General features: G+C 68.0%; 18 protein-coding genes. 3 read left to right on the plus strand and 15 right to left on the minus strand.

From position 1 onward, the window contains the following. Positions 1-57: 57 nt before the first annotated feature. The 10 genes from ABD793_RS04420 to ABD793_RS04465 all read right to left on the minus strand — a co-directional run bounded on the left by ABD793_RS04420 (position 58) and on the right by ABD793_RS04465 (position 10,282). Positions 58-1,218, minus strand: coding sequence for an NAD-dependent formate dehydrogenase (locus ABD793_RS04420; protein WP_344855531.1), 1,161 nt, complete (start codon positions 1,216-1,218; stop codon positions 58-60). A gap of 310 nt (positions 1,219-1,528) precedes the next feature. Then, the gene (locus ABD793_RS04425; protein WP_344855533.1) at positions 1,529-2,479 is read right to left on the minus strand and encodes a PDR/VanB family oxidoreductase; all 951 of its coding nucleotides are present in this window, start codon (positions 2,477-2,479) and stop codon (positions 1,529-1,531) included. Then, positions 2,476-3,660 carry a cytochrome P450 gene (locus tag ABD793_RS04430; RefSeq protein WP_344855535.1) on the minus strand — a complete coding sequence of 395 codons (1,185 nt, stop codon included), beginning with the start codon at positions 3,658-3,660 and terminating at the stop codon, positions 2,476-2,478. The genes ABD793_RS04425 and ABD793_RS04430 overlap by 4 nt, the downstream gene beginning before the upstream one ends. A 58-nt stretch (positions 3,661-3,718) precedes the next feature. After that, positions 3,719-4,708 (minus strand): AraC family transcriptional regulator, encoded by a 990-nt coding sequence (locus ABD793_RS04435; protein ID WP_344855538.1) that lies wholly within the window; start codon positions 4,706-4,708, stop codon positions 3,719-3,721. 29 nt (positions 4,709-4,737) lie between these two features. Then, entirely contained in the window at positions 4,738-6,408 is a 1,671-nt protein-coding gene (locus tag ABD793_RS04440) for an AMP-binding protein (RefSeq protein WP_344855540.1), read from the minus strand. A 32-nt stretch (positions 6,409-6,440) separates the two neighbouring features. Next, complete coding sequence (locus ABD793_RS04445; RefSeq protein ID WP_344855542.1) at positions 6,441-7,583, minus strand: FAD-dependent monooxygenase; 1,143 nt, start codon at positions 7,581-7,583, stop codon at positions 6,441-6,443. Continuing rightward, entirely contained in the window at positions 7,580-8,152 is a 573-nt protein-coding gene (locus ABD793_RS04450) for a flavodoxin family protein (protein WP_344855545.1), read from the minus strand. Before ABD793_RS04450 ends, ABD793_RS04445 begins: the two co-directional genes overlap by 4 nt. 5 nt (positions 8,153-8,157) lie before the next feature. Further along, entirely contained in the window at positions 8,158-9,420 is a 1,263-nt protein-coding gene (locus tag ABD793_RS04455) for an alpha/beta hydrolase (RefSeq protein WP_344855547.1), read from the minus strand. Further along, complete coding sequence (locus tag ABD793_RS04460) at positions 9,417-9,674, minus strand: hypothetical protein (RefSeq protein WP_344855549.1); 258 nt, start codon at positions 9,672-9,674, stop codon at positions 9,417-9,419. The genes ABD793_RS04455 and ABD793_RS04460 overlap by 4 nt, the downstream gene beginning before the upstream one ends. Then, positions 9,671-10,282, minus strand: a complete 612-nt coding sequence (locus tag ABD793_RS04465) for a VOC family protein (protein ID WP_344855551.1) — start codon at positions 10,280-10,282, stop codon at positions 9,671-9,673. The genes ABD793_RS04460 and ABD793_RS04465 overlap by 4 nt, the downstream gene beginning before the upstream one ends. Positions 10,283-10,456: 174 nt before the next feature. On the opposite strand from ABD793_RS04465, the gene ABD793_RS04470 reads away from it, so the two are divergent. Together ABD793_RS04470 and ABD793_RS04475 are read left to right on the plus strand one after the other, a co-directional pair. Continuing rightward, positions 10,457-11,332 carry an alpha/beta hydrolase gene (locus ABD793_RS04470; protein WP_344855553.1) on the plus strand — a complete coding sequence of 292 codons (876 nt, stop codon included), beginning with the start codon at positions 10,457-10,459 and terminating at the stop codon, positions 11,330-11,332. Positions 11,333-11,463: 131 nt separating this feature from the next. After that, on the plus strand, positions 11,464-12,147 hold the full coding sequence (locus ABD793_RS04475) for a TetR/AcrR family transcriptional regulator (protein ID WP_344855556.1): 684 nt from the start codon (positions 11,464-11,466) through the stop codon (positions 12,145-12,147). Positions 12,148-12,548: 401 nt separating this feature from the next. Here ABD793_RS04475 and ABD793_RS04480 read toward each other — a convergent pair whose 3' ends face one another. Further along, positions 12,549-12,674, minus strand: a complete 126-nt coding sequence (locus tag ABD793_RS04480) for a hypothetical protein (protein ID WP_344855560.1) — start codon at positions 12,672-12,674, stop codon at positions 12,549-12,551. 798 nt (positions 12,675-13,472) lie between these two features. On the opposite strand from ABD793_RS04480, the gene ABD793_RS04485 reads away from it, so the two are divergent. Beyond that, on the plus strand, positions 13,473-13,682 hold the full coding sequence (locus ABD793_RS04485) for a hypothetical protein (RefSeq protein ID WP_344855563.1): 210 nt from the start codon (positions 13,473-13,475) through the stop codon (positions 13,680-13,682). A gap of 328 nt (positions 13,683-14,010) precedes the next feature. On the opposite strand, the gene ABD793_RS04490 is transcribed toward ABD793_RS04485, so the two are convergent. From ABD793_RS04490 to ABD793_RS04505, 4 genes are all read right to left on the minus strand, one after another. Continuing rightward, entirely contained in the window at positions 14,011-15,087 is a 1,077-nt protein-coding gene (locus ABD793_RS04490; protein WP_344855567.1) for an FAD-dependent oxidoreductase, read from the minus strand. A gap of 51 nt (positions 15,088-15,138) precedes the next feature. Then, on the minus strand, positions 15,139-15,744 hold the full coding sequence (locus tag ABD793_RS04495; RefSeq protein ID WP_344855570.1) for a nitroreductase family protein: 606 nt from the start codon (positions 15,742-15,744) through the stop codon (positions 15,139-15,141). Positions 15,745-15,855: 111 nt separating this feature from the next. After that, positions 15,856-16,872, minus strand: a complete 1,017-nt coding sequence (locus ABD793_RS04500; RefSeq protein ID WP_344855572.1) for an amidohydrolase family protein — start codon at positions 16,870-16,872, stop codon at positions 15,856-15,858. A 25-nt stretch (positions 16,873-16,897) separates the two neighbouring features. Further along, positions 16,898-17,731, minus strand: coding sequence for an LLM class F420-dependent oxidoreductase (locus ABD793_RS04505; RefSeq protein WP_344855574.1), 834 nt, complete (start codon positions 17,729-17,731; stop codon positions 16,898-16,900). Positions 17,732-17,948 lie beyond the last annotated feature (217 nt).

Consider the following 17,948-nt stretch of genomic DNA (forward strand, 5'->3'; position numbering starts at 1 on the left):
CTTCACAGTTCGGCACGGCCCGCTCCGGGGTCGTCGTGTGCGCTCACCCCGGGGCGTTCAGTCCTTTGTAGCGTAGGAGTGCGCACCGGTACCGGCGTACGCGCCGTTCTCGACGATGAGGTACTCCGGCCGGATCGGCCGTCCGGCGAAGAACGACTCGAGGATTTCCCGCGTGCCTGCCGCGTACCGGGCCTGCGAAGGCAGGGAAGTGCCGGAGGTGTGCGGGGTCATGCCGTGATGCGGCATGAAGCGCCAGGGATGGTCCGCGGGTGCCGGCTGCGGATACCACACGTCGCCCGCGTATCCGGCGAGCTGCCCGCTTTCCAACGCCCGCACGATCGCGTCACGGTCGGCGATCGCGCCCCGTGCCGGGTTGACGATGTAGGAGCCGCGGCGCATAGTGCCCAGCAGCTCGTCGTCGAGCAGTCCCCGGGTGTCGTCGGTCAGCGGCGCGTGCACCGTGAGGACGTCGACTTCCCGCACGAGCGAGCGAACATCGTCGTGGAAGGTCAGACCGTAGGTCTGCTCGACGTCCGCGGGCAGCCGGTGGCGGTCGGTGTAGTGCAGCTGGACATCGAACGGGGCGAGGCGTTCGATGACGGCGCGCCCGATCCGCCCTGCGGCGAAGACGCCCACGTCCATGCCCTCCAGGTCGTACGAGCGCTTCGCCGCGTCGGCGATGTTCCAGCCGCCGTCGACCACGATCTGGTACTGCGGGAGGTAATCGCGCACGAGCGCGAGAACCTGCATCACGGTGTGCTCGGCGACGCCGATGCTGTTGCTGTAGGTGACCTCGGCGACTGTGACGCCCTGCTCGATCGCCGTCGCGAGGTCCACGTGGTCGCTGCCGATCCCCGCGGTGATGGCGAGCTTGAGGTGCTTCGCCTTCGACAGCCGTTCGGGTGTCAGATAGGCGGGCCAGAACGGTTGCGAAATCACCACATCCGCGTCCACGAGCTCCCGCTCGAACGTCGAGTCGGTGCCCTCCTTGTCGCTGGTGACGACGAGGGTGTGGCCGGCATCCTCCAGGAACTTCCGCAGCCCGAGCTCACCGGAGACCGAACCGAGCAACTCGCCCGGGGTGAATGCCACGGACTCCGGCGTCGGCAGCGTCTGGCCGTTGGGATAGCTCTCGATGGTGGGGATCGAGTCGCGCGCGTAGGCGGGCGGATATCCGTCGACCGGGTCCGGGTAGAGAACGAGCAACACCTTCGCCATGGGGGGTGACCTCCCTGTCGTCTGCGGTGTCTCCAGTGTCCTTCCGCAGCGGGGCCGACTCCATCAGGCAGCTCCGGACGACTGACCGGCGACACCGTCCATCGGCACCGGACGGATCAGGCGGACCGGGCGTGGAGTGCTGCCGTGCCGTCCGCATCGGATCCCGGAACACGCGGGCCGACCACCGCAGACCACATGCCGACCGGACCACAGCAAGAGACAGCGGGCGCACCGTCCGGTCAGGCGGCGCCCATCACGGGCAGGGGACAACACGAGCATGCGCTTGCGCCCGGCCCGATCCCCGGCCGGGTCACAGGTCGAGCACGAGCCGGGGAGTGAGTGACCGCGAGACGCATGGCAGGACGCGGTCGCCCGCCGCCTGTTCCTCCTCGGTCAGCACCGAGTCGCGATGGTCCGGACGGCCGTCCAGGACCGCCGTCTCGCACGTGCCGCAGGTGCCTTCCTCGCAGGAGGTGAGCATATCCACCCCTGCCTCGATCAGGACGTCCACAATGGATCGATCGGGGGGCACCGTCAGCTCGGCCCCGGTCGAAGCGATCCGGACGGTGAACGGAGCGTCCCCTTGGGCGGAGCCGATTTGTTTCGGCGAAAACCGTTCGGTACGCAGTGCTAATCCGCGACGGTCGCACGCCGCCTCGGCGGCGGCGATCAGTGGCTCGGGGCCGCAGCAGTAGACGCGGGCCTCCGGCGCCGCCTCGTCGAGTGCGGCGGCGAGGTCGATCAGTCCGCACTCGTCGAACGGCAACACGCGCACCCTGCTCGCGTCGATGGCCCGCAGTTCGCCGGCGTAGGCCATGGAAGCCAGGGTGCGGCCGCCGTAGTGCAGCGACCAGTCAGCGCCTTCACCGGAAACCTTGCGTATCATGGGCAGCAGCGGGGTGATCCCGATCCCGCCCGCGAGGAACACGTAGTGCGGCGCGGGTTCCAGCGGGAAGTGGTTGCGAGGACCGTGGACCACGACCCGCGCGCCCTCGTGGAGTTGCTCGTGCAGCCACGCGGATCCGCCCCGGCCGTCGGACCGGCGAAGGACGGCGATCCGGTAGCTCGTGCGGTCTCCGGGGTCACCGCACAGTGAGTACTGGCGGACCGATCCGGCTCCGATCACGATGTCGATGTGCGCGCCGGGCTGCCATTCCGGGAGATCACCGCCGTGACGCGGATGCAGCTCGAACTCGACCACGTCCTGCGCGATCGCCGTCCGCCGTCCGACCGTGAGGTGGAGCGGTGCCGATCCGGTCATGCAGCCTTCTCCGGCGTGAAGGCCACGGGCAGCGCGAAGTGGGTCATCAGGGAGCCGCCGACCAGGCCGCTCTCGACCGGTTCCCCGGACAGGCGCAGGTCCGGCAGCCGGTCCAGGAGGCGGCCGACGGTGATCCGGAGTTCCGCACGGGCGAGGTGCTGTCCCTGGCAGACGTGTGGTCCTGCGCCGAAGCTGAGGTGCCGGTTACGGGTCCGGTGGCGATCGAACGCCTCTGCGGCTGCGAACTCCCGCGGATCCCGGTTGGCGGCTGCGAGATCGAGCAGCACCCGGCTGCCACCGGCCAGTTCCTCGTCACCGACCCGGACCGGACATCGGAGCGTGCGCGCGAACAACTGCAGCGGTGTGGTCAGCCGCAGGCTCTCCTCGATCACCCGTGGCAGCATGCTTCGGTCGCTGAGGAGTTCGTCGCGCAGACCGGGCACCGTCAGCACGTGCCGGATGAGCCCGCCGAGGGCCGAGCCCGTCGAGTGGTGCCCGCCGACGAGATAGGCCAGCAGCAGCCCGGTCGCGCCGGCCGCGTCGATCTTCTTGCCTCGTACGACACCGCTCGCCATCTCGGTGAGCATGTCGGCACGGGGATTCTCCCGGCGGTCGGCCAGCCAGCGTCGGGTGTGCTCGGAGAACTCCTCGAACCGCGCCGGGAAGTCCCCGGAACCCGTGGCGGCGAACAACGCCGCCGCGAGACCGCGGGCGCGCACCGCTTCCGGTTGGCCGAGCCCGATCATCCGGCCGATCACGATGGCCGGCAGCGGTTCCGTCAGCCGGTCGGCCAGGTCCGCCTCGCCGGCGGTCGCGAAGTCGTCGATCAGGAGGTCGGCGACCTCGGCGATGACCGGTTCGAACGCGCGTACGGCGCGTGGGGTCAGCGGGCCGTCGAGGACCTTGCGCCACTCGGCGTGCTCGGGCTCGTCGAACTCCAAGGCCGGTACCGGCGGCCGCGACGAGTCGGCTGGGATGTGCACACCATCGGCCGAGGAGAACGAAGCGGTGTCGGTCAGTGCCCCGCGGATGTCGTCGTACCGGGTCAGGAAGTCGAATCCGCCGTGGCGGTCGCTGTGCACCACCGGGCAGGCTTCGCGCATTTCCGTGTGAGCTTGCCGGACGTCCGTTGTGGACAGTGCACCGTCGAGGTGGTCGAGTGCGGGAATTGCTTGGCTCATATCGCTCCTTCGTCTGCGCTGACGCTGCACCAAGTCTGCTTTCCGGCGGCACTGCGGTCTATCCGGTCGGCGCGGCGGTGTCCGTCATGCGCGAGGCGTGCAGCGTGGTCGACGGCGTGATCCCGTAGCGCAGCCGGTAGTCGCGCGCGAACCGGCCGAGGTGACCGAACCCGCACTCCACCGCGATTTCGGCGATGGCGCGGCTTTCCCCTGCGGCGGACAGCATCCGGTGCGCGCGCTCCAGCCGTCGCTCGCGGTGGTAGGCGGTCACCGTCGTGCCGAACCGCGAGCGGAACCCTTCCTGCAAGGTGCGCAAACTGACCCCGGCCGCGCGAGCCAGCTGCCCGGGTGTCGCCGATGTCGCGGGGTCTGCCTGGAGAGCCTCCGCGGCGACGCCCGCCGCGCGGTATCCGCGGGCACCACCGCCGCGGAACCGTACCCATGCGGGGTCGTGGGGTTGGCCGAGCAGGAGAGCCGAGACGAGCACCCGCTCCAGCTCGAGACCTGTGCCCGGTGGCAGAATGCCGGTGTCGAAGCGGTCCACTGTGTCCACGGCCAGCCTCAGCAGCGCGGGCCACGGTGAGCCGTCGGCGACCGCGAGCTCGAACTTGACCGGGCCGGCGGGCTCGGCACCGAGTCTGGAGTACCCCCGATCGACCACGTCACGGGGCAGCTTTGCGGCAACCTGAACGGTTCCTGGCGCGAAACGCAGCCGCAGCCGCTCGCCGGGCGAGATGACGCACGCCTGCCCGGCTCCGGCTCGGCGCCGGCCGAAGTCCGTGACCACGTCCACTGCCCCGGCCAGAATCAGCTGGAGAGTGCAGTAGTCCATCGGCGCGAGTGCGGTTACCTCCGCCTCGCCGTGGTACACGGCGTACAGCAGCGTGGACGAGCCGATGCCGACCGCGTGCAGCCGGACACCGAATTCCCGCGGCCGGGCTACGCGAAGCCGGTGCGACGACATCACCCGCCCGGCCGCGGACTGGGCCTCGTCGACGTCGGCTGTCCGCAACCTTGGGTACCGGTGCAGCGGTACCGGAGTCCCCATCACGATCCTCCGTTCGCGCGGGCAAGTGCTCAGGGTGTCTCGGCACCGAGCGTTTCCGCGATCTGTCGCAGACGGCGGCGGTCGACCTTGCCGACCTGGCTGACCCGCGGCATCTCGGGCAGCACGACGACCCGCTCCGGCCACTTGTACTTCGCGACTTCGAGGCGTTCGAAGTGCGCACGGACCCCGGCGAGGTCGAGCTGCCGGCCGTTGCGGGTCACCACGAAGGCGCACGCCCGCTCACCCAGACGCGGGTCGGGCATCGCCACCAGGGCCGCCTCGGCCACCGCTTCGTGGGATCCGAGGAGGAGTTCGACTTCCTCGGTGTTGATCTTCTCGCCACCGCGGCTGATCATGTTCTTGATCCGGCCTTCGACGGTGTAGCACCGGGCGCCGCCGATCGTGCGTTCCGCCATCAGATCGCCGCTCCGGTACAACCCGTCGGCCGTGAAGGCGCGCCGATTGTGCTCGGCGGCGTCGTAGTAGCCGTGCAGGGTGTACGGCCCGCGTGCACAGAGCTCCCCGACCTCGCCGGGTGCCACCTCCACCTCGGTTCCCGGCTCGTACAGCCGGATCTCGTCCGCGGGAGAGATCGGCACGCCGACGCTCGCCGCACGGGCCTCGGGCGGGAAGTCGAGCGGGGTGGTCAGGCACAGGCCTTCGCTCATGCCGAAGATCTGCCCGGCCCAGATCCCTCGCGCCGCCAGCGTCTCCATGTGCTTGCCGGGCACCTTCTTCCCGCTGAACAGGACCCTTCGCAGTGCGGTGGCGGCCGCCATCCCCGGATCCAGCGCCAGGTCGAAGGCGAACGGACCGAGTAACACGTCGGTGGCCGCGTTGCCGACGACGAGGTCGAGTGCGGCCGCGGCGTCGGGAACTCCCAGCACGAGGGTCGCCCCCACGCTGTGCGGGCCCTGCAGGCCGATGATGACGCCCGCATTGTGCACGATCGGCATCATGAAGGCGATCCGGTCCCCGGGCGCCCAGCCCATGGCACGGGCGAGGCTCGCTCCGTAGTGCCAGTAGGGTGCTTGCAGGCACGGGATGACCTTCGGCACTCCCGTGGTGCCGCCCGAAAGCTGGAACACCGCGAGCGACTGCCGGCCGAGACCGGCCTGGATGCCCTCGACGATCGCGCGGGCCTCGGCGGCGTCGATGTCGTTGCCCAGGCGGTCCAGCTCGACAGCCCGGGGGTCGTCTGCCGGCCCGTCGGAGACCAGGACCGTGCGCTCCACCCCGGCTGCCTCGGCCTGCTGGAAGGCGAACCCGACGAGATCGAAGCGAGGATCGCGGGCGGCGACCAGGTGTGCCACCGGGCGGGTCTGCCGCGCGATCTCGCCGATCTCGTGCCCGCGGTGCAGCGGCAGCGTGCACACCGGAACCAGACCGGCCTTGAGCAGGGCGTACCACGCGATGACGGTGTTGGCGGTGTTGTGCACCTGCAGCAGGACAGCTCCGCCCGGCTCGAGCCCGAGCCGGTGCAGGCCGGCCGCGCGCCGGTCGGTGATGCGGTCCAGCTCCGCGAAGGTCAGCCGGGCTTCGCCGCAGACCACGGCATCCCGGTCGCCGTGCTTCCGGGCGATGGTGTGCAGATGCTCGGCAATGGTGGACGATTCCCAGAGCCCTTCGCGGACATAGCGAGCCTCCTCCGCGGCCGGATAGCGGACGAGCTTCTCGGGGGTGTCGGGAGCAAACGTCATTGCGTGTCTCTCCTTTGCGGCGCCCGGTGTGGTCAACGAAGGTCCCGTTCGTAACCGAGGACCACTTCACGGTTTTCCCGCCGGAAGTCCCGGTAGGAGACTCGGCCCGTGCGCATCAGGTACTCGAGCGCGAACTTCGTGGGATGGCTGATGGTGCGCGACGGAAGACCCTCGTACCAGGCGATACTGCGTTTCGCGGCGGTCTGGAAGGCGTCCGCGACGGGCTTGCGCACCCGCTCGAACTCCTCGAGGCCGACTTTGACGTCCCACCCCGCGCAGACCAGCGCCTCGGTGAGATAGACCGCGTCCCGCATCGCGAGCCGGGTGCCGGACCCGATCGACGGGTGGACGGTGTGCAGCGCGTCCCCGATCAGCACGAGGTTGCGGTGGGTCCAGCGCGCGCACCGGACGAACTTCGTCTGGAACCAGGGAGAATGGTCGCTGCGCAGCGGTGCACCGTCCAGTGAACCGGCGAAAAGACGCTCGCACAGCTCGCGGGACTCGTCTTCGGTCAGGTCGGCGAAGCCGAGCCGATCGAACGTCTCCTGGCCCACCTCGACGGTGAAGTTGCTCATCTCCGCCGAGAACCGCGAGGCATGGGCCATCAGGATCCCGTGGTCGCTGTTTTGGAGGATGATCGAGGGCGGGTACGGCTTCGGGGTGCCGTACCAGGCCAGCCAGTTGCTCCCGAGTTCGACACTGGGCCGGAAGTGCTCGGCGAAGTGTTCACGGGTGAGGCTGTTGACGCCGTCGGCACCGATGACGAGATCCCAGTCGGTCAGGTCGTTTTCGGTCACCGCGGTGTCGCAGTCGTGTTCGATGGTGACCCCGGCCTCGAGCGCGAACTTCTCCAGGGTTGCCAGCAGTGCCCAGCGGGCGTTGAGGTGGCTGCCTCCCACCCGGACCGGCACGCCGGCCCCGTCCAGGCTGATGACCATCCGATCGTGCCGAGTGTTGGTGGTGAGCGCGTCGACCACGTCCGGCGCGGCCGGCCGGAGTGCGTCGGCCGCGCTCTCGGTGAACGCCACGCCCCAGCCGTAGGTCACCCCGTGCGGGTTCCGCTCCCTGACATGGATCGCGGCGGAGGGGAGCGCCCTCCGGGCGAGGATCGAGAAGAACAGCCCGGCCGGGCCGCCGCCCACGACGAGGATCTTCCCGGGCTTTCCGGACGTCACTGTCCACCTCCCTGCCAGTGCGCGACGTGCTGTGCGACGCGCTGTCCCAAGGCCGACGCCGTTCGTAAATCGCTGTCCGGCATGCCTTCCAGCCCCTGATCCGAATTGGACTGCGCCATGGCACCGGCGTAGGCGCCGAGCCGGTTCAGCTCGTGGTCCGAGCCTGTGCTGCGGCCGTTGCCGTCGAGCAGGCCGAGCCCGATCCAGACCATTCCGTGCTGCATGGCGAAGAGCCAGAGCTGGGTGAGGGTGTTGAGCTTGTCCCCGGAATGCCCGCTGGAGTTGGTGAAACCCGCTGCGAGCTTGCCCTTCCAGCCCTGGTCGGTCCAGATCTTCGCGCTGCTTTCCATGAACGTCTTGAAGACCGCCGAGCCGCTGCCCATGTAGGTCGGGGTGCCGAAGATCAGTGCGTCGCAGTGGTCGAGCTGCCGGGGGTCGGTGGCAACTTCCTCGCCGAAGTACAGTGCGACGTCGACACCCGGCACCGAGGCGGCACCTTCTCCCACCGCCCTGGCTTGGGCGGCGGTGTGGCCGTAGCCGCTGTCGTAGACGACTCCGATGGAGCCCACTTCCTTCACCTCGTTCTCGGTGGTGCTGCGGTGGCGAACCGGTCGGCCAGCCAGCGTTCGACGTGGACGGCAGCGGCGGCGTATCCCGTGGGCTCGCCGTCGGCAACCGGTTGCCCGAAGTGCTGTCCCCTGACGACCTGGCGGATCTTGTCTCCGGTGGCCAGCGCCGCGAACATTCGGGCGCTGACGCCCGGTAACGCGGCTTGGTCGCCGCTGAACTCCAGGTAGAGGGTCGGCAGCCGGACACCGGGCGCGCATCGCGCGAAGTCCGCGTTGGAGTGGTTCGCCGACCAGGTCGACAACCACGCGTCGGGAGTGGTGATCCGGCCGAAACCCACCAGACCGTAGTTGATCAGGTCGGGGCGCCCGCCGAACAACGAGCCGTAGTGCCGGTCGTTCGGATCGATCGACGGGTCGACGGAGGCGGGGTCGGCGTCGGTGCGGTAGGTGGTGATGAGCCGCGGCACCAGGCAGGCGCGCCGATCGTCACGGTCCCCGGTGTGCGCGAAGCGCGTGCGGGCCTGCGACGTCTCGGCGGCGAGCTCGGTGGCACGGGCGTCGATCCGGGCGATCCGATCCCGCTGCGCCGCGCGGTAGGCGCGGAGGAAGTCCATGCGATAGCGGCTCGGCGCCGGTGGCGTCGCGAACCCGTTGCCCGGCGAATACAGGTCGAGCGCGGGATCCACCGACATCGGGTCCGATTCGTCGGTGACGGCGGGGTCGATGCAGTTCAGCAGCACTTTCCCCTGTCCCGGATGCGGCGCGAGGAAGATCGCACCGTCCGGCACCGGCATCCGCGCGCCCGCCAGCGCGATCGGCCGGCCGGCCGGTGTCACGTCCAACCGCAGTTCAGGCTCGAGCGACGCTTGCTCGATGTAGAACGCCGAGAGCGTTCCGCCGCCGGAGTGGCCGAACGTCAGCACGGCCTCGAACCCGGCGTCGCGGAGGAACACGTGTCCGGCCGCCGCGTCCAGCAGTGCCTGCTCGTGGACCAGAGCAATGTCGTTGTTCGGCGAGCGAGTGCCCTGGGTCCAGACCGAGACACCGCTGCGCAGCAGTAGCGGGATCATCGGGTGGTGCGTCACCGATTGACGTGGATGCATCAGGGTGACCACCGTCGTCGCGTCGCCGAGGGTGTGCAGCACGCCCTCGACCTTGGCGCCGTCGAAGGTGGTGAGCTGGTGCGTGCTCACCGTGACGCCGGGAGGCGCCGGCTCGGTGTGGACGTCCCGGCCCGCACCGAGCCGGTCCACCGCCAGCGCGCTCACTCGCCTGTTCCGGTGGGCACGACCACCAGCTCCGACTTGTCCCAGTGACTGACCCGGCCGTCCTGGACCGCGGCGACCGAGCTGTACCAGATGGCGTTGCGGCACCCGGTGGCATTGCGCTCGATGCGGATTGCGCCGGGCGCGGAGACTTCGAGATAGGGACCACGCCGCCGGACCGTCACGTCCGGGTCCTTGGCTGCGACTTCGGCCAGCGGGCGGAAGTCGTCGACGTCGAGGACGAACAGCGTGGTCATGCGAAGGTCACCAGTTCCGGCTCACCCTCGTAGCGCTCGGCGATCAGTTTCGCCTTCCGCGCATAGAACTTCTCCAGGGACGGCTCGGGCTCGCCGGCCACGTCCATGAGTGCGTCGACGCTCAGGTTCGCGTCGATGTCGTCTTCGGCGGTGATCGCGCGCAGCGGGCGGGTGATCTCCATCAGATACCCGTTGGGATCGGTGACGTAGATCGACTCGACGGTTTCGTGCCGCACCTGCAGCTCGCACGGCCAGTCGCTGGCATCCAGCCGGCGCCGGTACTCCAGGAGGTTCTCCGCACCGTCCACGTGGATGGCGAGGTGCCGCGCGCGGTGCAGCAGATCCGGGAGGTCGGCATCGCGGTAGGGCTCCACCCCGAAGTAGTAGAAGAACGCCAGCCGGTCGCCGTTGCCGATGTCGAAGAAGAAGTGGATGAAGTCCGGATGTTCACCGGGCCCCCACCCGAGCGCGCAGGTCGCGTGGACGACAGGGAAGCCGAGGACGTCCCGGTAGAAGGTGATGGTGGCTTGCGGATCGAACGTGGGGAACGCTGCATGGTCGACGCCGCGCACCGTGTGCGCCGGCCGATCTCGTTGCGGGGATGACATTTCCGTACTCCTCTCGCGATGAACTCCGTGGGACCGAGCCTAAGCCTCGTCTGTCTCACTCGTCAATATACTGACGCATCAGTATCAACGAGAGCGCGGAGTTGACGGAGTAGTACTTACTCGTCAGAATAAGGACATTCCTGTTAGGACCCTCAATCGAAGGAGCGAGGAGATATGACGACGGACGTCGATCTCCCAGTCAGCGGGCGGAAGGTCGCCGGAAGCCGGGCGGGCGGCAGCGCGGCAGGCGCCCCGCTGGTCGTGGCCCTGCACGGCGGCGGCTACAACCGCAGGTACTTCGACGTGCCCGGCCACTCGCTGCTCGACCTGGGCGCGGCGACCGGGTTCCCGGTGTTCTCGGTGGATCGCCCCGGCTACGGTGGAAGCGCCCCGCTTCCCGGTGGTGCGACGAGCTTCGGTGACCACGCCGAAGCTCTCGACGACGCGATCGGTGCCCTGTGGGCGGAACACGGCGAAGGGCGTCCGGGCGTGGTCCTGCTCGGCCACTCCATCGGCTCGGCCATCGCGGTGCACGTCGCCGCGCGGCATCCGCACTGGCCGTTGCTGGGTATCTCGATTCACGGCGTGGGCGACCGGTCTCCCGCGCACATCGTCGACGCGTGGCGCACCCTGCCGGCGGGTGGGCCGGTGGAACTGCCGGCCGAACAGCGACGCGCTCTGCTCTACGGCCCGGAAGGAACCGTCGATGCCGGCACGGTGGAGTCGGCGAAGGTATCGGTGGAGGCCGTCCCGTTGGAGGAGATGCTCGAGATCGTCGGGGGGTGGCCGGAACAGGTGGCGCAGCTGGCCGCCGCGGTGATCGTTCCGGTTCAGTACACGCTCGCCGAGTACGACGGCCTGTGGGTCGTCGAGGAGAGCCGCGTGGCGGCGTTCGCCGGGTACTTCAACGCCGCCCCGTGGGTGGACGCCCGGCTCCAGGCGGGCGCTGGGCACAACCTCGACCACCATCGGCTCTCTCGTGCGCTGCACCTGCGGCAGCTGGCCTTCGCGTCCGAGTGTGCGGCACGGATGCCCGCGGCCCGCGGCTAGGATGGTCGGCAACCGGACAGGGCTGAGAGCGAGGGGTGGATGTGGTGACCGCGGAGGGCTCCGGGCCACGGGGGCGATCCGGTGGGCGCGCGGAGCCCCGCCGGGGCACCACGCCCCGGCGCAAGCTGCTGATGAGCGAGATCGTCGACCAGGCAATGCGGCTGTTCGCCGAACGTGGCTACGACGGGACCACCCTTCAGGACGTTGCGGACGCGGTCGGGCTGAGCCGCCCCAACCTCTACAACTACGTCAAGAGCAAGGACGAGCTGCTCGTCGCGATGGTCGAGGCGACCGCCCGGAGCGCGGCAAACTCGTTGCGGGAGGTTCGGCAGCGCACCGATCTCGAACCGGCCGAGAAGCTGCGCATGCTCGTGCACACCCTGGTCCTGCGCCGTGCCGAACGGCCGGAGCAGTTCCGTACGCTCGACCGCAGCGATCAGGCGCTCCCGCCGGAGATCGCGAAGAAGCACCTCAAGAGCCGGCGGGCCGTTCTCCGCGAGATCACCGAACTCATCGAGGAGGGAGTCACCGCCGGTCTCTTCCGCCCCGTGGACGCACGCGTCACCGCGCTGTCGATCATCGGCATGTGCAACTGGGTGGCCTGGTGGTTCCATCCGTCTCCGGGGCACCCTGCCGAGCCGGTGGCCGAACAGATCGCGGACAACGCGGTGAAGATGGTGGTCAGGGAGGCCGGCCGCACCCCGGCCGCGCCCACTCCACTCGGGGCAGCCGCGCTGCTCCAGCAAGACCTCGACTACCTCACCCGGCTCCTGAGCTCGAACGGTGAACCAGGGGACTTCGCCGCCAACGAGTAGCGCGATGGCCGCCCGCCGGGCAGGTCCAGCGGTTCGAGGCGGTCTCGTCAGTGGCCGAGCTGGTTGTCCAGTCGGCCGCTGATGACCTGTTTCGTTGCCAGGCGGTGTAATCGGCGTACTGCAGTACGAGAGGGGACCGGTCCGCGACCGGGCCGCCGGCGAACTCTCGACAGAGCTCGCCGAACACCAGGCCGGTCGACCAGGCGTCGAACGCCACGTGATGGAAGACGAAGGTCAGCGCGTGGTCCGAGCGGCCAGCCGCACGACGCGAACCCGGGCGGACCGGCCAGCAGCGAGGTCGAACGGCGTCGTCGAGCAGGGCGAGTGGTGCTGCTCCACTCCTGGGTCGCCGAGTGGCAGCTCGGCGGCCCAGGCAGGCCGATGTTCGATGGCCGGTCAGTTCACTCGATCTCCTTGAGGATCCGTTCGACGGAGTCCACCCGCTGCTGCAGTTCGGAAAACCGGGCGACGATCTTCGACAGCGCGCGTTCGGTTTCCTCCTGCGCCTTGAGCGTTCGCTCCGCCATCTCCTGGTAGCCGGCCTCGCTCGCTCGGGCCGACAGTAACCCGGTCCAGCGCACACGCCGAACAACCCCTGACTCAGCCCGAAGTGGTCGACCAGCTGTGAGAGTTCCTCCGGCGCGCCGCGACGACGTTGATCCGGGCAGGAACGATCAACCGCATCGTGATCGCCATCGACGAGCTGGACACGTTCGCCGAGCTGCCCAGGTGAGCGTCCATCGTGGTCAGAGACACTGCGGTGGTGAGAACGAGGGCGTCTGCTTTCCCGGAAAGCGTTCGCTCCCTCGGCTCCGTCGGGCGTGGCGACGATCCTCGTGATCGCGGCGGCTTCGTCGTCGAGGTCCTCGGTACCGGTCACCGCTCGGCCGGTCAGGCCGACGTTCAGTGGCTGGCGCGGTGCCGAGCCTCCAGGAGCCGCGTCGAGCCGCAGTCGGGCGCCGGGCCGACTGCGGTGTACGCGAGCTGGAGGTTGGCTTCGGCGGCGAAGCACGATGTCGGCCGCGAGCGCGTCGCGGTCGGAGTGGATTCCCCGTTCATGGGGTTCGGACCAGAGCAGTTCTGCAAGCTGGTGTGGGCGGTGGCGGTGAATTGGCGGAAACGGCATCGGGTTGGGGTAGGGTCTTCTCCCTGTCGACGACCCACAGCTGCGCAGCCCCGCTCGGGGCGCCGGGCCTGTGGCCTCGTTACTGTCCGTGCCTGCTCGTTGCCGCCTGCTACGTCTCGGCCGGCGGCCTCCCGAAGCAATCCTTGCGGGGAGCCTGAGCCAGACCGGACGGCTCCCCGCCTGACTTCGGGAGCTGTTGATGCCTGTTCTTGTCTCATGGCTGCTGCTGGAGAGCAGTGACGCTGCGTCTTGGACTGCAGTGTTTGTTGCCTGCCTCATCGGCCTGTTCGCCTGTTGTCTCGTAATCGCGATGTGCGTCGCCTTGTTCCACCGTCGGAAGGCGAACCGGGACACCGCGTACGACGTGTTCTGCGCGCTGCTGAACGTGCTTGCCCGGCGGCGGCGATGAACGGTCGCCGCCGTGGGCGTCCGAGGTTGTGCCCCGATCACGTAACGGTCGGGGCTTGGCGTACCGCCGCCAGTCCGGGTAGCTGTACAGCCGTCTCGAGCAGGGACGCGAACGTGGCCTAGGTCCTCGACGGCTGTACAGCTCGACGACGACGCTCGTCTGCATCCGGCCGGAGCACGCCGACTCGAAATCCACCGCCGTCAGGACGCCAGCCAGATCAAAGTGGAGCTCGTCCGGAACGCCAAGCTGGGTTCGGCAACGTGGTGAATTTGGCATTGCAGCTGCAGATGCCCGTGTTCGTGGGCTATTGCCGCGCAACCGGGTGGGTTCAGGTGGTGTGGAGCCAGGTCAGGTATTCCGAGAATCGTTCCACATAGGACAGCGGTGTCGGCGCCGCGGCCATGGCATCCGCGTGCTGCCGCACTTGCCGGTAACGGTCGAGCCGGTCGTCTTGGTATGCGGTCAATGCCGGTGCGATGTCGGCACGGCTGAGGTAGTCGCCGAGCACGCGCGCGTCCTCGATACCCAGCGAGGCCCCGGACCCGATGTGCGGGGACATGGCGTGCGCCCCGTCTCCGGCGAGCACGACCCGGTCGCTGGCCCAGCGGGAAATAGCCGGCACCACGGCGACCCGGCTGTGCAGGACCGAGTCCTGCGGGGTGGCCAGGACGACCTCGCGCAGCGCGAACGGCCACGTCCCGTCGTGCAGGTCCGATACCCTGGCGAGGGCTTCTTCCTTGCTGGTCATGGTGGTACTGATGGTGGCGCCGAATTGGGCGATCACCCAGCAACAAGAACCGTCGGCGAGGCGAATGAGCGTCCCCCGGGTGCGGTTGCGACCGAGCACCGGGGCCCCATCGCCGATGTCGCGGTCGAAAGGCAGGACCGCCCGCCACACATGGTGCCCGCCCTGGTGGTGGCTTTCGGTACCCGGGGCGAGAATCGTGCGCACCCGCGAGTTCAGCCCATCGGCACCGACGAGCAGATCTGCGCGTTCGTGGTCACCATCGGCATAGTAAACGGTGACACCAGCAGGGTCTTCGATGTAGTCGACGAGTTCCTTGCCGGTTCGCAGGTCGTCCTCACCGACGGCGGAGGCAAGTAACGCACTGAGCTGGGGACGATACACCGTTCGGGCCGGCGGCATTTTGGTCATGGTGAAATCGGCACCGGAGAAATCGCGATAGCGTACGAAACTCCGTTCCGCCTTGATCTCGTCCAGCCGCGCGCCGAGCCCGATTCGTTCGAGTTCCCGGATCGTGTGCGGCCACACCCCGAGAACGGCGCCGGTCTCCCTGATCCGCGGCGCCCTCTCCCGGACCGCAACCTCAAAACCTGCCTGGCGCAAGGAAAGTGCGGTGCTCAACCCGACGATTCCCGCACCGGCGATGATCACTCGGCGCATTGCAGTCCTCCTAGGGAAAGTTACTGAACGATTTTTCAAGGAACTGCACATTCACCAGGTATCGAAGTGCATTATATCCGCGATCGGCTTCCGCTTGACCGGACGGAACGGACGGGTCGGCCATCCCACCGCCACGGTCATGCCGATGATCTTGTGATCCGGCACGTCAAGCACTGCTCGGACGCCTCTGGTGTTGAGATGATGTATGCCGGTCGGCGCGACCCCCAAGCCGAGCGCCCTTCCGGCGACCAGGATGTTTTGCGTGGCCCCGTAAATGGCGGAGAACTGGTAGCGGTCCTCTCTCGGGTCGCCGGGAACGAACGATGACGCACAGACGAAGATGAGAACCGGAGCGTCCCGTAGCGTCGCCAACAGGTGGTACGCGCCCTCTCCCATGCGGCGCTTCGTCGGATCGGCAGCACCTGCCAGCTTCCCGCGGACGGTGTCGAGTGACGAGACGTCGGGAACGATCGCCTCGTGCAGCCGAGCACGTTGTTCCGGTGACTTGACCACAATGAAGTCCCAGAGTTGAGAGTTCTCCGGGCTTGGTGCTCTGGTGCCGGCCCAGATCAGTTTCTCGACCAGCTCATCTGGTACCGGCTCGTCGGACAGCCATCGCATGGTCATGGCCGACTCCATCGCCGCAAACACATCCATGCGTTACCTCCACTATTTCGTCTTTCGTGCTGATGTCGCTCTCCTGCTGACCAACTCATGGCGGGAGGCGAAGTGGACGAAGGCCGGTCGTGCCGGCTCCCGTCGGGGTGGTCAGCTTCGAGGCCGAGGGGGAGCGGTCCGCGGTAGTGCCTTGTCGAAGTCGAAGAGAGTCAGCGCATTGCTGTGCAGGATCTTCTCGATTTCCCTGTCGGACAACCGGGATTCCTTGATGTACTCGAACGTCCGCTTGTAGGACTCGACCGTCAGCAGAGCGGAAAAGTCGCTCCCCGGCACGATGTGGTCGGCGCCGAAGGCTTCGCAGGCACACCGGAGAGCGGCTTGTGAACCCCATCCGACGGTGTCGTAGTAGAGGCTGCGAGCCATCGCGCTTGGTGGACTGAGCAGGTCCGGCGTGTGCGCCTGGCCGTCGAGTCGGGCCAGCTGCATGGGGATGAGGCCACCCAGATGAGGAATGATAATTTTGATGTTCGGATAGCGCGCCGGGATGTTTCGCTTGATCAGATGGAGGACGATAGCGGTGTCCTCCAGGGACGCCCCGGCCGCCGCGGTGAAGCCGTAGTCATTGATGAATGGTGAACAGATGCCATTCTGGCTTGGATGAAAGAAGAGGGTTGTCCCACGCGCGTTCATCTCGGCATAGAGCGGTTCGAATTCCTCTTCGGCGGTGGAGCGGTTGAACACCGAACAGCTGAGGTACACGCCGACCATGCCCAACTCGTCCAGCCCGCGCCGCATTTCTTCGAGAGCCGCATCGATATGTGGCAAGGGGAGCGAAACCAGGGAAGCGAATCGATTGGGGTGCGAATCGGCCAGTTCGTGGTAGCTGTCGTTGAGCACGCGCGCCGCCTCGACTGCCGACCGGAATTCGGTCGAGTAAGGTGCCATGCTGCCAGGAGAGAGAATCTGCCGTTCCACTCCGGCATCGTCCATCATGGCAATACGCTGCTCGATCATCCCCGGTTCGTCGGACATCGCTGCGAAGATCCGACCTGCCTCTGGTGTCGGGCTCGCCGCGGGCGCGGGTGGCCTCTCCGGCATCGCGGTCAACGTTTCCAACCAGGGCCGGTACGAAGTGGGCAAGTAATGGGCGTGTACGTCGACGATCATGTGTTCCGGTCTTCCTTGTGTCCTGTTATCCGAGCTCGGAGAGGGCGGCGGCGAGAGGTTCGAGTACCGCCGGGTTGAGCGGTGGCTTCAGGGGGATGATGGCGAGGTCCAGTCCTTCGTCTCCGAGCGCGGCAGCCGCTGCGGCGGTGGCTGCCGCGTCTCCGTCGTACATCACCGGGCTCGACAGCAGAATCTCGCTCGGATCTCTGCCCAGGTCGTTGCAGTGGGCGTGGAGGACGTCCCGCTTATGGGCGAATTCCTGTGGGGTCCCGCCGAGGAAGCTCCAGTGCTGAGCGAATCGGGCCGCGGTGCGTAGGGTGCGCTTTTCGCCGTTGCCTCCGATGCAGATCGGCGGGTGCGGGAGCTGGACGCCTTTGGGTTCGTTGCGGGCGTCGGTGAGCTGGTAGTACTGGCCGGAAAAGGTGGTCGTCTCCTCGCTCATGAGGCTGGTGAGCACTGCACAGGCCTCCTCGAACCGGTCGCTGCGCTGCGCGGGCGTACCGAGCGGAATGCCGTAGGCGGCCGATTCCTCTTCGTTCCAGCCGGCGCCTATCCCCAGCTCGAGCCGGCCTCCGGAAATGATGTCGAGGGCGGTGGCCATGTTGGCGAGGACGGCGGGATGCCGGTAGGGGATGCCGGTTACCAGGGTTCCGAAGCGGAGCCGCTTGGTCGCCTGGGCCAGTGCGGTCGTGACAGTCCAGCCTTCCAGGCACGGCCCCCGGCTGTCGGAGAAGATGGGATAGAAGTGGTCGAAGGTCCATCCTGATTCGAAGACCTCGATGTCGTCGGCCGCCTGCCAGACGGTCAGTAGCTCGGCCCAGGTGGTGTCCTGGGGGGCAGTCCTGAAAGCAAATCGCATGCCTTGCTGCGTCCTCTCCTGGTTCCTCCGTTGCCCAGCGCGGATTGGCTGACGAGTGATCGGCCGGCGCCGGGCCGGATGCCTCGACGACCGAACACTGCACACCCGGATTCGGGCACCGTAGATCTGCAGAGTCCGAATATCGACCTTGTAGGTACTATAGTCGGACCTGTCACAGGTACTTCGTCGAGGGCGGAAAGTCAATGACCGAGGTCCT

Origin of the sequence: Amycolatopsis ultiminotia, from assembly GCF_039536925.1 — a bacterium.
GTDB classification, from domain to species: domain Bacteria; phylum Actinomycetota; class Actinomycetes; order Mycobacteriales; family Pseudonocardiaceae; genus Amycolatopsis; species Amycolatopsis ultiminotia.

Bases quoted from the DNA above. Each gene is read 5' to 3' on its own strand.
- ABD793_RS04425 (WP_344855533.1), bottom strand. From the start codon at position 2,479: ATGACCGGATCGGCACCGCTCCACCTCACGGTCGGACGGCGGACGGCG.
- ABD793_RS04475 (WP_344855556.1), top strand. From the start codon at position 11,464: ATGAGCGAGATCGTCGACCAGGCAATGCGGCTGTTCGCCGAACGTGGC.
- ABD793_RS04480 (WP_344855560.1), bottom strand. From the start codon at position 12,674: ATGGCGGAGCGAACGCTCAAGGCGCAGGAGGAAACCGAACGCGCGCTG.
- ABD793_RS04420 (WP_344855531.1), bottom strand. From the start codon at position 1,218: ATGGCGAAGGTGTTGCTCGTTCTCTACCCGGACCCGGTCGACGGATAT.
- ABD793_RS04485 (WP_344855563.1), top strand. From the start codon at position 13,473: ATGCCTGTTCTTGTCTCATGGCTGCTGCTGGAGAGCAGTGACGCTGCG.
- ABD793_RS04435 (WP_344855538.1), bottom strand. From the start codon at position 4,708: ATGGGGACTCCGGTACCGCTGCACCGGTACCCAAGGTTGCGGACAGCC.
- ABD793_RS04490 (WP_344855567.1), bottom strand. From the start codon at position 15,087: ATGCGCCGAGTGATCATCGCCGGTGCGGGAATCGTCGGGTTGAGCACC.
- ABD793_RS04430 (WP_344855535.1), bottom strand. From the start codon at position 3,660: ATGAGCCAAGCAATTCCCGCACTCGACCACCTCGACGGTGCACTGTCC.
- ABD793_RS04500 (WP_344855572.1), bottom strand. From the start codon at position 16,872: ATGATCGTCGACGTACACGCCCATTACTTGCCCACTTCGTACCGGCCC.
- ABD793_RS04495 (WP_344855570.1), bottom strand. From the start codon at position 15,744: ATGGATGTGTTTGCGGCGATGGAGTCGGCCATGACCATGCGATGGCTG.
- ABD793_RS04470 (WP_344855553.1), top strand. From the start codon at position 10,457: ATGACGACGGACGTCGATCTCCCAGTCAGCGGGCGGAAGGTCGCCGGA.
- ABD793_RS04460 (WP_344855549.1), bottom strand. From the start codon at position 9,674: ATGACCACGCTGTTCGTCCTCGACGTCGACGACTTCCGCCCGCTGGCC.
- ABD793_RS04440 (WP_344855540.1), bottom strand. From the start codon at position 6,408: ATGACGTTTGCTCCCGACACCCCCGAGAAGCTCGTCCGCTATCCGGCC.
- ABD793_RS04465 (WP_344855551.1), bottom strand. From the start codon at position 10,282: ATGTCATCCCCGCAACGAGATCGGCCGGCGCACACGGTGCGCGGCGTC.
- ABD793_RS04505 (WP_344855574.1), bottom strand. From the start codon at position 17,731: ATGCGATTTGCTTTCAGGACTGCCCCCCAGGACACCACCTGGGCCGAG.